Origin of the sequence: Clostridium sp. (assembly GCF_040797585.1) — a bacterium.
Lineage (GTDB): Bacteria > Bacillota > Clostridia > Clostridiales > Clostridiaceae > Clostridium_Z.
Map to the genome: position 1 here is coordinate 1 of NZ_JBFNEO010000072.1, position 12287 is coordinate 12287.

Sequence of the window (12287 nt, forward strand, 5' to 3'; positions counted from 1 at the left end):
GGTCTAAGAATTCTTAAGGCTTCACTACTACTTATATCTAATATATATTTTATTTCCTCTTCTTTATAATATCTTTTATCCTTAAATATATTATATAGTTGATCTTGAAGTTCCCTTTTAAATTTAAAGTCGACCTCTTTGCTAAAATGTGGACCTTTTTTACCTCTATGACATTTAGAACATAAATATTTAAAATTTATCTTTACATTTGATAAATAACTTGCTTTACTTCTAAATATTATATGATGAACTTCTCCATTTTCTCCTCCACATATTTGGCAATATATCACTAAATCCTCTCCTTCTAGAATCTTTTCTGTCAAAATATATTATATACATAGTTTTTATCCATTTTAAAGGTTCATTATTAATATCTTATTAATTAAATGTAAAAATACTATGAAAACCTAATGACCTTCATAGTATTTTATATAGAATTATGACTTATTTAGTTATAATTAAAACTTTCTTTCTTTTAATGTATTATTTGTAATATATTCTTTAATTCTTCAGAGCCTTTAATTTATAAGAATATTAATCATCGTCTCTTAAAAGATTTATGTCCCCTCCCTCTAAAATTTTATTCATATTTCTCATAGAACACATTTTTCCACACATGGTACAGCTATCTTTATGATGAGGGGTAGATTCTCCTCTATATCTCTTAGGTTTTTCCTTATCTAAAGCAAGATCAAACATCTTATCCCAGTCAAGATTTTGCCTTGCCTTACTCATTTTATAATCCCAATCCTTTGCTCCTTTTACTCCCTTTGCAATATCAGCAGCATGGGCTGCTATTTTAGCTGCTATTATTCCTTCCTTCATATCATCAATATTTGGAAGTCTTAAATGCTCTGCTGGAGTTACATAACATAAAAAGTCTGCTCCATAAGTAGCAGCTATTGCTCCTCCTATAGCTGAAGTTATATGATCATAACCTGGTGCTATATCTGTAACTATTGGACCTAATACATAAAATGGTGCACCATGACAGAGTCTTTTTTCAAGGATCATGTTAGCCTCTATTTCATTAATAGCCATATGTCCTGGTCCTTCTATTATAACCTGTACATTCCTTCTCCAAGCTCTTTTAGTAAGTTCTCCAAGAACCATAAGTTCTTTTACTTGACTGGCATCTGTAGCATCATTTATACATCCTGGTCTACAAGCATCTCCGAGACTTAAGGTTAAATCATATTTTTCACAAATATCTAATAATCTATCAAAATGCTCATAAAAAGGATTTTCTTTTTTATTAAGTTCCATCCATGCAAATAATAAAGATCCTCCTCTAGATACTATGTGAGTAAGTCTTGGGTTTCTTTTAAATGTTTCTATGGTTTCTCTATTTAATCCTGCATGAATAGTTACAAAATCCACTCCATCCTCTGCATGTTTCTCTACTACTTTAAAGAATTCATCTACTGTTATATCCTTAAGTTCTTTATCATAGAATCCTACAGCATCATACATAGGAACGGTTCCGATCATTGCCCCTGATATTTCTACTAGTTTCTTTCTAAACTCTGCAGTTTTTCCATAATTAGAAAGATCCATTATAGCCTCTGCTTTCATCTCTAAAGCCACATTAACCTTTTCTAATTCTCTTTCTAAATTATAATCATCTTTAGATATACCTAAATTTACATTGATCTTTGTTTTAAGTCCTTGTCCCACTCCACTTGGATCTAAGGATTTATGATTCTTATTAGCTGGTATAACTATCTTTCCTTCAGCAACTAGGTTCATAAGTATATGTAAATCCATCCCCTCCTTGCCTGCCACCACTTCCATTTCCCTTGTTACTATGCCTTTTCTAGCAGCATCCATTTGTGTTGTATAATTCATTTTAAATCCCCCATATTTTTTATATTTTAAAAGTTTATAGAGATTAATAAAAAGCCACCTACAGCTTTTAATGCTAGAGGTGACCTAAATGAACTTAATATGAATACCAAAGAATACTCCTTAAATAAAAAAGCTTGCCAAAGGCAAGGCAATAATTATCTAAATACTAAATAATATCTATGCTTTCCTACGGTGGTACTATCCACATCAGGTTCAAGGGTTAAAACTTTATTGCTTCTCTCAGCCTAAATAAGGCACCCCTAGCTTTACTATATGAACTTTTAATTACACCCTCATTATATAACTATAAATATACTTTGTAAACATTTAATTGTATATTAATGTTATTTTAAAACTAATTCTACAGTTCTACATTTTACTTCTTCTTTTAATATTTCTGAAAGCTTCCTCGCTTCCTCTTCCCCATGCCATTTATCAGAGTTTTTAAGAGAAACTCTTCTTATAGAACCATTTTCTCCATACTCTAAAAACTTCCCATCACTAAATTCCACCACATATATGGTGCTTGGATCAAAATAATATAACTCTAGTTCTTCTTCCCTACACTGTTTCTTTTTGCCTTCACTAGTATGTATTGTGTATATTTTTTTATACTCTGATTCTCTTCTATCAACTATTTGTCCAAAATGTTCTTTATCCCCTTCATAAAAAGATACATCATATCCTATAGGAAACCTAAAACTCATATAAACACCTCCATATAAATTCCATTTAAAATTACCATAACAATTCACTGATAAAAAATAATTTTTATCAGATGGCTACCAACTTTAAATTAAAATTATCTTCCCTTGAATTATAGACAGTACTAATATCCATGATATGAGCTATTTTTAGATAAATAAAATTTATCTGATGACTAGAAGCTGTAACACCCCCATCCTCTTAAAGTGTGGGATATAATAGTTGCTACGCCCCTAGATTAACTCCTCTAACCTTAAGCATAAATTTTTTATGAAATATATAGTTAGTTAAATAAATATAGGATGTGCTTAAATACACATCCTATATTTTATAACTCATAAGTTTCCATGTTATCAATAGCTTCTTTTACAAGTTCATCTATGTTAAGAGGTGACTCACTCTTTATCATTTCTTCTAATCTTGGTTTAGTTTTAGGATGCTTTGGTACAAAGATAGTACAACAGTCTTCATAAGGTAATATAGAAGTTTCATAAGTTCCTATCTCTCTTGCCACATCCATAATATCAACCTTATCCATAGTAACTAGTGGTCTAAATACCGGTCTATCTGAGCAATTGTCACTACATACCAACCCTTCCATAGTTTGGCTTGCCACTTGACCTATGCTCTCTCCTGTAGTTACAGATTGAATTCCCTTTAAATCTGCTAAAGCACAAGCTACTCTCATCATAAATCTTCTCATTATTATGGTAAGCTCATCTTCTCTACAGTTCTCTATTATACTCATCTGTATATTAGTAAAAGGAACCACATATAGGTTAACTTTACCCGTGTATCCTGATAGAATTTTAGCTAAATCTTTTACCTTTTCCTTAGCTCTTTCACTGGTATAAGGATGAGAGTGATAATATACTGCACTAAGCTCTACCCCTCTTTTAGCCATTAAGTACCCTGCTACCGGTGAATCTATTCCTCCTGATAGCATAAGCATAGTTCCTCCATTCATTCCATAAGGAAGTCCACCTACAGCCTTTATCTTATTTTCATAGATATAAGCCTTATTTCTTATTTCTACTCTAAGCATAAATTCAGGCTTTTTTACGTCAACAGATAGGTTCTCTGTGTTACTTAATATGTACCCTCCTAAAACTCTACTTATCTCCATAGAATTCATAGGAAAAGTCTTATTTGCTCTATTAGTTTCTACCTTAAATGTTTTAGGGGATACTTCCTTAATAACCTCTAAAGCTTCTTTTTGTATTTCTTCTAAATCACTTTCAATTTCTCTAACTATGCATACTTCTGCTATACCAAAAACCTTTTTTATAGGGTTTATTAAGTCTTCTAAATTTTCTCCACTAATAAACCATCTTCCTTGATCTATTATGAATTCATGAGGTATATCTTTTATTACTCTTTCAATATTCTTTCTTAACTTCTTTTCAAACTTATTTCTATTTAGTCCCTTTAAAAATATCTCTGGTGCATATTTTACTAGTATTAATCTTCTCATCTTTTTATTCTCCTTAAAAACTTTAATGAAACCTTTATTTCTTCTATGGTTTTATCTACTTCTTCCTTTGTACTAAATTCGCTAAAACTAAATCTAAGAGTTCCTTCTATGAAACTATCTGAAAGCCCTATAGCTTTTAATACATGGGAGTATTTTTTATCCTTTGATGAACAAGCTGATGCAGTGGATACATATATCTCTTTATCTTCTAAAAGATGAAGAAAAACTTCTCCTCTTACTCCACTAAAACTTAAATTTAGTATATAAGGAGAATTATCTTCACTTAAAGGACTATTTATATTTAACCCTTCTATGCCCTTTATGTTATTTATAAAATATTCCTTTAGTTCACTAACCTTTTTATAGTTTTCTTTTAAATTACCAGTGATTATTTCTGTGGCTTTTCCTAATGCCATAATAGCTGGTAAATTCTCTGTTCCAGCCCTAAGACCAAGTTCTTGTCCTCCACCGGCTATTAATGGACTCGGAGTTAATCCTTTTTTCATATAAGCAATTCCCACACCTCTTGGCCCATGAATCTTATGTCCACTAGCTGATAATAAGTCTATATTGCATTTTTTAACATCTATAGGTACCTTACCGAATCCTTGAGTTGCATCCACATGAAACTTAGCTCTTCCATGGCTTTTTATTATTTCCCCTATTTCTTCTATAGGTTGAATACTTCCTATTTCATTATTAACATGGATTATGCTAACTAGAAATGTATCCTTAGTTAAAGCATTTTTAAGCTCTTCTAAGTCTATCAAGCCTCTATCATTAACCTTTAAATATGTTACTCTTATTCCTTGGCATTCTAATATTTTACATGCCTTTAAAACACTAGAATGCTCTATTTCAGTAGTTATTAAATGTCCTTCATTTCTTATAAACCCTCTTAAAAAGAAGTTATTACTCTCACTACCACCAGAGGTAAAAATTATTTCTTCCTTTGAAGCATTTATAGCTCTTCCAACTAACTCTCTACTATAATTTAACTTTTTTTCTGCCATCATACCTAATTTATGAGGAGAAGAGGGATTACCAAAGTAATTTTTCATACTATATGACATTTCCTCTATAACTTCATCATAAGGTTTAGTGGTGGCAGCATTATCTAAATAAATCATTATGCTATCACCCTTTCTATGTTAAACATTATTCTCTAAGATATATAATTATATAACATAATCTGTACCAATGTAATTATATATTAATTAATACTTAATTTCTATAATAAATCTACATGTATTAACTATTATTTTAACTTTTAGTTTTTTATATTAATCCCACTCTTTGTACTAGTTAAAATAACTTCTTAAAATTATTAGCCTTTAGCTTATTAATTTTTATACTCTATACTTTAGAATCAGCAATTAAGCTTATTTTTTCATTTAAACCACATAGTAGTTTAAACTATATTTCTAGTATAGCTTAAACTCCATAAAAAACCCTTTATTTCTCCATGTTTTTCCAAATAACCTTGACATATTTCGAAGTTCATGTTATAAAATTCATAGCCACACTTTTATTAAGTAATATATAGTACACATATTTCTTCTTGCCCGTATTAGTGTGGCTGCCCAAAACAAAAAGCACCTAAACCTTTATTTAGATGCAACTATGAATACCTTTACATTTTAAATTTTAAAAATTAGAATATGTTTTTAACCTCTATGTCCTCCCATAAATTTTCTAAAGACCCCTCTCTTAATGTTGCCTTATCAACAAATTCTTTAATATCTTTAAAAAATTCAATGTTCCCCATATATCCGTATCTTAAAAAACATATCCCTTTATCTGTAGAACTTATTCCATAAATCCTATTTTTGTATTTTATATCAAATTCCCTTCCCTTATTTAAATCTTGACAAAAATCTTTAAAGCTATATACCATAACATCACCCCCATTATCATTAATTCTTTAAAAGTATAAAAATTCCTTCATTATTTTTTCTAAACACATAAAAATTCACATTTATATATAATAAGCTTAAAGTCTAATTACTTACTATCATTAGCATTATATGTATATATATTGTAGTAATGATAATTTATTATAACTAAATATGCTGATGTGCTATTTATAAGATAAACTATTAATTAGAGTAAATTTATTAATTGCAATTCTTTACTAATAAAACTTAAAAATCTACTCTCTAAATTTAGGTAGCTCTGGTTTTTCTATTTCCTTTTTCTTACTTACCTTAGTTAAAAACTCATCTATACTATCAAAAGTTTCCCTTCTCTTATCACTATTCATTCCCCCTCTTCCCATTCTATCACTTAAAGAAAGAAGTCCAAGTTCATATAAAGATGTGTTTTCAACTAATCCATCTATATCACTAAAAGGAAGATTCTTAACAATAAATAATGGATTCATATGGTATGTTACTAAAGCTGATACCTCTTTCACAAAATTCTCATCTTCATTAAAATACCTTAAAAATTCCTCTGCCATTTCTCCTCCAACCTTGTCATGATCATAAGATGTCCATCTTCCTTTTCTAAGCTTTGTGGTTGGTGTCTTACCTATATCATGTAAGAGTAATGCCCACATGAGCACTCTTTTATCCCCGCTAAACTCCTTATTTTTTGCACCTTCGTCTAAAACCATCATTAAATGATTAAATACACTACCCTCTGGATGATATTTAAGATTTTGAGGGATTTTTTTTAAATCTCCTATCATAGAAAATGGATATTCATTTAACTTTCCATTATCACTTAACCTATTAAAATACTCAGAAGGTTTTTCATCCTTAAGTAAATGCTCCTCTATTTCATTAAATAATTTCTTATGCTCTTCATTCATTAAATTCACCTTACCTTATGATTATCAAGTAGCTTTCTTAGCTTAGAATAGTAGTTCTCTAAATAAAGCTCCTTCCTAAGCCTTTAACTTTATAATTACCGAATTTTTTATTTTTTATGCTTACTCTATTAATCCTTAGTTTAAGGGTATAAAAATATAATATGTAAAAAAGGTATCATGATTGCTCATAATACCTTAAAAATTTTATTTTCTCATTTTTTTCACTGCAAGTACAATGGAAGATGTAATTATTGCTGCAACTATTGCCTCTAAAATTCCATTTGTATATACCACACTTAAAACTAACTTTTTCGCTCCTTCAACCGTAGTATTTTGAACTTCCGCGTACTTGTCCACATATAAAAGCAATATCATTGCTAATACTCCAACAGTATTAGTTATAGATCCAACTAAAGCAGCTATAGATACTCTTATAGACTGATTTTTTATTCTTACAGCCTTATATACAACATATGTAGTTAAAGCTATAAGTATTCTTGGAAGTATTGATACTAATGGATTAATAAGAGCAAAAGATAATAGATTAGGTGCTATAGCGTTTTGAAAAACACTAAAGGCTCCAAACATAAATCCTATAGCCATTCCAACTTTAGGTCCTTCTAATATGGTACCTATGATAACCGGAATATGCATTATAGTTAGTCTTGCCACTGGTAATTGTATAAAACCATAACCTGATAGCCCAAGAAACATAGTTATTCCTGAAAGAAGTCCTATGACTGTCAGCTTTCTCATCTTGGTTTTTCTTACCTCAAATACATTATTCATTTAATACCCTCCCACTCTCACTCTAAAACTAGATGTGAGTTGAATTTAAAAAAATTTTATTTTTATGTTCAGTTTCTTTTTAAAGAATACCGACAAAAATATTTTATCATTTTTTATAGAAATTACAACAACTACTTTAATTATTTTAAGAAAAATTTTCCTATATTCCCTATTAGCAATAAAATTTACCTTGTTTTTTATAGTGTATTTTAAAATTCTAAGGACAAAATATAATTACTAGGTAAAGAAAATTTTTTTACTAGGAATAATGTAAACTAAAGGAGGAGTCTCTTATGGCAAGAAAATTAGTACCAGAAGCAAAAAATGGATTATCTAAATTCAAAAATGAGATAGCAAATGAAATGGGAGTACCATTTAGCGAATATAACGGAAACCTATCTTCTAGACAATGTGGATCTGTTGGCGGAGAAATGGTAAAAAGAATGGTAGAACATTATGAAAACAGCTTAAAATAGTATGAATAATAAAAAGGGAGCAAAATGCTCCCTTCTTTAAGTTATAGCTTAAGAGACTTTAAATACTCTGTGAAATCCTCTCTAAGTTCATCCCTCTTTAGTGCAAACTCTACAGTTGCCTGAAGAAATCCTAGCTTATCTCCCACATCATATCTTTCTCCTTCAAAATTATAAGCATACATAGCTTCCTCAGAAATCAATGTCTTTAGAGCATCTGTGAGTTGTATCTCCCCATTTTTCCCTGGACTTGTATTCTCTAAAATCTCAAATATTTTTGGTGTTATTATGTATCTACCTAAAATAGCTACATTAGATGGTGATTCCTCTATGGATGGTTTTTCTACTAAATCTTTAACTTTATACACTCTATTTTCTATATGAATTCCACTTACTATTCCATACTTATCTACATTTTCCTTAGGTACATCTTGAACCCCCAGTATTGTAGTATTATATTCATCATAACAGTCTATAAGTTGTTTTAAACAAGGCTTCCCATCATTATAGACAATATCATCTCCAAGCATTACTGCAAAGGGCTCATTTCCTACAAAGGTTTTCGCACAATATATAGCATGCCCTAGTCCTTTTGGCTCTTTCTGTCTTATGTAATGTATATCTACCATTCCTGTTATGTCCCTAACTACTTCTAAAAGCTCAGTTTTCCCCTTAGATTGTAGTTCGTATTCAAGTTCCACAGACTTATCAAAATGATCTTCTATACACTTTTTATTTCTTCCTGTTATTATTAAAATTTCCTCTATACCTGATTCTATAGCTTCCTCTATTATATATTGTATTGTTGGCTTATCAACTATTGGTAACATCTCTTTAGGCTGAGCCTTTGTAGCTGGAAGAAATCTAGTTCCAAGTCCCGCTGCAGGAATAATAGCCTTTTTAACTTTCATTTTTATTCCTCCTAATAAAACAATTAATATTTAATGGTTTTCTTAATTAATTTAATTCTATAGTCTTCATAATATTTCCTTCTAAATCCTTAATAAAAAAACTATCATCTTTAATAAGTCCATAGGAATGTTTGTTATTTTCTTTAGGTAAAGTAATAGATCCTGGATTTATATAGTATACGCCTTTAATTCTCTCTCCCCTCGGCAGGTGGGTATGACCACTTATAACTATATCCCCCTCTATAGAGGTAATAGGATTATCTTCATTATATTTGTGGCCATGAGTTATAAATACTCTTCTTCCATTATAAAATATTACCCCATATTCTGAAAGTATAGGAAAATTTAAAACCATTTCATCTACTTCACTATCGCAATTACCCTTAACAGCTATTATTCTATCTTTAAGGGTATTTAAAACCTCTATTACCTCTTTTGGATTATATCCCTCTGGAATTATATTTCTTGGTCCATGGTATAGTATATCCCCTAAAATGATTATATTATTACATTTCTCTCTTTCATAAGCCTCTAACGCTTTTCTAAGATAATAAATAGACCCATGAATATCTGATATAAAAAATAAACTCATATTACCCCTCCTTATGTTTTATTACTAAAGGCCATATATCCTTTAACTCCTCATCGCTTTTCACATATTCTTTAAACCAGGGAAGAAGTTCTATGGCTTTTTTTAAATCATTACAAGACTTTTCTTTATTTTTCATTAGAGCATAAAAACAAGCCCTATTATAATATAAGGATGGCATTGAAGGATTATAAACTATTCCTTGGCTTATAATTTTTATAGCTTTATTATAATCTTGTTTTTCCTTATATATAACTGCTAAGTTTAAAAAAGAATATCCATATCCTAGATTTGCTTTAATTGACTTTTTATAATATTCTATAGCCTTATCTATATTATGTTTTTTTCTTAAAATCACAGCTTTGTTAAATAAGGCCATATAATGATCATGAATTATATCTAAACTTTTATCTGCCTCCACTAATGCTTTATCATAATCCTCTATCTCTTCATAAATACTGCTTAAATTTAAATGAGCCCAGAAATCAGAGTCAATTATATTTATTACCTCTTTATAGTATTTTATAGCTTTATCTTTCTCTCCTATCTCGTCATAGGCATTGGCCATAAAGAAGTAAGCTCTATCATAGTTTTTATTAATACTTACAGCTTTTTTATAATACTCTATTGCCTTACTATAGTTTTTACTATTATCATATAAAACCCCTATGCCATAATATGCCCTACTTTCTTCATTATCTAGCTTTAAAATCTCATTATATGTATCCTCTGACTTTTTATAATCTTCAATCTCATCGTAAATAAGAGCTATATCAAGAAGTAATTCAATATCTTTTTTCCCTTTATCGTATAAACAAGCTCTTAAAAAATAGCTTAACGCCTCTTGTAAATTCTTTTCCCCAAAGGCTTTTTTTCCTTTTACTAGGAGCTCATCATACTTATGTTTTTTTACCATGCTCCCTCCTTCCAAAACCTAAAGTATAGAACAAACGTTCTTTTCACCACCTGAAGGTTAGATCAAGTATTAATTATTTTCACTTTATATTATACCTATATATGATAATTTTTCAATTATGGTAAATATCTTATTAGGTATTTCTTATAGTATAAAAATAAGGTCAACATTAGAATTTTCTAAATGCTGACCTTATTTTCATTAAATAATCTAAATCCTTCGCTCCATATTTATAGCAAGATTTAAATATTTTAATGCCTCTCTAGCTTCACCTAATTTAAAATACATATTTCCCATCTCTAAGTATCTTTCGTATATAGCCTTTTTACTTCCAAACTTCATAAGTGCATCAAAAGAAAAGTTCATATACATTTCTGATTCAATAAACCTATCTTTTTTCTGTAGCACCTTTGATTTTAAGTAATAGGCTCTCTCTATATACCTAATATCGTCACTAGAAATGGCATAATTCAAAGCTTCATCACATCTACTCTGAGCTTCTTCTATAAGTCCTTTTTCCAAAAGATTTTCTACACAGGTAATAAGAACACTTACAACTTTATCTTCACAGTTGCCTTTGCATATTTCTATGGCATCATTTATATACATTAAACTTCGCTCTACCCTTCCAACTTCCATGAGTATTAAAGAAGAATCTATTAATGCACAAATCTTTTGCTCTGCATTGTCATAAAGCTCATGAGCTTTTTTCTCAAAGTCATCAGCTTCTTCTATACCTCTTTTAAGAAATATATCTCCAATAAAATTGTATATGGCAGCCCTCTTCCATTTATCTTCTACAAAATGAACATTATCCTTTAATCTATCTACAAGACTATAAGTTTTATCAAATTCTTTAAGTTTAAAATGACACACTGCTTTATTATATATAGCTATAGACTTTTCATTATTATCAGATATATTTTCTTCTTCTATTAAGCTTATCATGTTATCAAAATATGATGCTGCCTGAGTATATTCTTTGTTAAGAAAGAAATATTTCCCCATATCTTTTAAATATAATATCAAATTGTTTATACTTCCACTCTTTTGACAAACATCATAATACTTAGATACTATAACTTGTATCTTCTCAAAACTCCTATTGTCTAGATAGCTTTGAAATAATATATGTATTAGATGGAATGCTAAGTCATAATGTTTATACTCCATAGCATAATCTAAGTTATAAAAAAGTTTATCTTCTATATCCTTAGAAATAGCTTGATTCTTAAAGTTCTCTATATTATCCTTTATTTGTTCCTTAACATCCTTTAATAAATAGCTAATATCTAAATTAAGTTTATCTGCTATCATCTCGAGTATCCATTGTTCAGGTTTTACCTTATTATTTTCTATACAGCTCATTTTAGATACTGAAATTTTATCACCACATATTTCTTTTAAAGTAGCACCCTTATAGATTCTAGCTCTTTTAATTTTCTCCCCAGTTGATAATATTTCCATATTCATCACACCCAACAACCTTTATTATAGTTCTTTTAAAATACCTAAGTCTTTAAATAACATCACTCCATCATTTAGATATTTAGCTGCCTTTATGTCTTCCTTGTTGTCAATATAGAATTTACCTATCATTATGCAAATTTCAGCAGCTTTCTTTAAGAAATCCATATTTTTAGCATAATTTAATGCTAATATTAGAGTGCTCTCTGCTGCTAATGTATCATTCTTTAAAAGTTCCACTCTATACTTTATTAAATAGTAGTCTATAAAAGCTAGTCCACCTATATCCTGTATAGAGTC

Annotated in this window: 13 protein-coding genes, 1 pseudogene and 1 riboswitch; of the genes and pseudogenes, 1 reads left to right on the forward strand and 13 read right to left on the reverse strand. The window is 29.5% G+C overall.

Translation table 11 applies throughout. The features are described from left to right. The 8 genes from AB2369_RS06525 to AB2369_RS06560 all read right to left on the reverse strand — a co-directional run. Positions 1-290, reverse strand: a 290-nt coding sequence (locus AB2369_RS06525; protein ID WP_367665672.1) for an HNH endonuclease, incomplete at its 3' end; no start/stop codon positions are given. A 244-nt stretch (positions 291-534) separates the two neighbouring features. Further along, positions 535-1848 (reverse strand): phosphomethylpyrimidine synthase ThiC, encoded by a 1314-nt coding sequence (thiC, locus tag AB2369_RS06530; RefSeq protein WP_367665673.1) that lies wholly within the window; start codon positions 1846-1848, stop codon positions 535-537. A 167-nt stretch (positions 1849-2015) separates the two neighbouring features. Then, a riboswitch (TPP riboswitch) is annotated at positions 2016-2120 on the reverse strand. Positions 2121-2192: 72 nt separating this feature from the next. Beyond that, positions 2193-2555: a hypothetical protein gene (locus AB2369_RS06535; protein ID WP_367665674.1), complete on the reverse strand. Its 363-nt coding sequence runs from the start codon at positions 2553-2555 to the stop codon at positions 2193-2195. A gap of 326 nt (positions 2556-2881) precedes the next feature. Next, on the reverse strand, positions 2882-4027 hold the full coding sequence (gene thiI / locus AB2369_RS06540; RefSeq protein ID WP_367665675.1) for a tRNA uracil 4-sulfurtransferase ThiI: 1146 nt from the start codon (positions 4025-4027) through the stop codon (positions 2882-2884). Continuing rightward, the gene (locus AB2369_RS06545; protein WP_367665676.1) at positions 4024-5157 is read right to left on the reverse strand and encodes a cysteine desulfurase family protein; all 1134 of its coding nucleotides are present in this window, start codon (positions 5155-5157) and stop codon (positions 4024-4026) included. The genes thiI and AB2369_RS06545 overlap by 4 nt, the downstream gene beginning before the upstream one ends. 524 nt (positions 5158-5681) lie before the next feature. Next, a complete protein-coding gene (locus tag AB2369_RS06550) occupies positions 5682-5924 on the reverse strand; it encodes a hypothetical protein (RefSeq protein WP_367665677.1) in 243 nt (80 codons plus the stop codon). A gap of 255 nt (positions 5925-6179) precedes the next feature. After that, the gene (locus AB2369_RS06555) at positions 6180-6842 is read right to left on the reverse strand and encodes an HD domain-containing protein (protein WP_367665684.1); all 663 of its coding nucleotides are present in this window, start codon (positions 6840-6842) and stop codon (positions 6180-6182) included. A gap of 204 nt (positions 6843-7046) precedes the next feature. After that, complete coding sequence (locus AB2369_RS06560; RefSeq protein WP_367665678.1) at positions 7047-7631, reverse strand: ECF transporter S component; 585 nt, start codon at positions 7629-7631, stop codon at positions 7047-7049. Between the two features lie 293 nt (positions 7632-7924). Here AB2369_RS06560 and AB2369_RS06565 point away from each other — a divergent pair, with 293 nt between their 5' ends. Beyond that, complete coding sequence (locus AB2369_RS06565; RefSeq protein ID WP_367665679.1) at positions 7925-8107, forward strand: alpha/beta-type small acid-soluble spore protein; 183 nt, start codon at positions 7925-7927, stop codon at positions 8105-8107. A 41-nt stretch (positions 8108-8148) separates the two neighbouring features. On the opposite strand, the gene galU is transcribed toward AB2369_RS06565, so the two are convergent. From galU to AB2369_RS06590, 5 genes and pseudogenes are all read right to left on the reverse strand, one after another. Continuing rightward, entirely contained in the window at positions 8149-9015 is an 867-nt protein-coding gene (galU, locus tag AB2369_RS06570) for a UTP--glucose-1-phosphate uridylyltransferase GalU (protein WP_367665680.1), read from the reverse strand. A gap of 46 nt (positions 9016-9061) precedes the next feature. Further along, positions 9062-9607, reverse strand: a complete 546-nt coding sequence (yfcE, locus tag AB2369_RS06575; protein WP_367665681.1) for a phosphodiesterase — start codon at positions 9605-9607, stop codon at positions 9062-9064. 1 nt (position 9608) lies between these two features. Beyond that, positions 9609-10520 carry a tetratricopeptide repeat protein gene (locus AB2369_RS06580; protein ID WP_367665682.1) on the reverse strand — a complete coding sequence of 304 codons (912 nt, stop codon included), beginning with the start codon at positions 10518-10520 and terminating at the stop codon, positions 9609-9611. A 210-nt stretch (positions 10521-10730) separates the two neighbouring features. After that, positions 10731-11987 (reverse strand): helix-turn-helix domain-containing protein, encoded by a 1257-nt coding sequence (locus AB2369_RS06585; protein ID WP_367665683.1) that lies wholly within the window; start codon positions 11985-11987, stop codon positions 10731-10733. Positions 11988-12011: 24 nt separating this feature from the next. Further along, positions 12012-12287, reverse strand: a pseudogene (locus AB2369_RS06590) (transcriptional regulator); the annotation flags it as partial.

Bases quoted from the DNA above. Each gene is read 5' to 3' on its own strand.
- galU (WP_367665680.1), bottom strand. From the start codon at position 9,015: ATGAAAGTTAAAAAGGCTATTATTCCTGCAGCGGGACTTGGAACTAGA.
- yfcE (WP_367665681.1), bottom strand. From the start codon at position 9,607: ATGAGTTTATTTTTTATATCAGATATTCATGGGTCTATTTATTATCTT.
- AB2369_RS06560 (WP_367665678.1), bottom strand. From the start codon at position 7,631: ATGAATAATGTATTTGAGGTAAGAAAAACCAAGATGAGAAAGCTGACA.
- AB2369_RS06565 (WP_367665679.1), top strand. From the start codon at position 7,925: ATGGCAAGAAAATTAGTACCAGAAGCAAAAAATGGATTATCTAAATTC.
- AB2369_RS06585 (WP_367665683.1), bottom strand. From the start codon at position 11,987: ATGGAAATATTATCAACTGGGGAGAAAATTAAAAGAGCTAGAATCTAT.
- AB2369_RS06580 (WP_367665682.1), bottom strand. From the start codon at position 10,520: ATGGTAAAAAAACATAAGTATGATGAGCTCCTAGTAAAAGGAAAAAAA.
- AB2369_RS06555 (WP_367665684.1), bottom strand. From the start codon at position 6,842: ATGAATGAAGAGCATAAGAAATTATTTAATGAAATAGAGGAGCATTTA.
- AB2369_RS06550 (WP_367665677.1), bottom strand. From the start codon at position 5,924: ATGGTATATAGCTTTAAAGATTTTTGTCAAGATTTAAATAAGGGAAGG.
- AB2369_RS06545 (WP_367665676.1), bottom strand. From the start codon at position 5,157: ATGATTTATTTAGATAATGCTGCCACCACTAAACCTTATGATGAAGTT.
- thiI (WP_367665675.1), bottom strand. From the start codon at position 4,027: ATGAGAAGATTAATACTAGTAAAATATGCACCAGAGATATTTTTAAAG.
- AB2369_RS06535 (WP_367665674.1), bottom strand. From the start codon at position 2,555: ATGAGTTTTAGGTTTCCTATAGGATATGATGTATCTTTTTATGAAGGG.
- thiC (WP_367665673.1), bottom strand. From the start codon at position 1,848: ATGAATTATACAACACAAATGGATGCTGCTAGAAAAGGCATAGTAACA.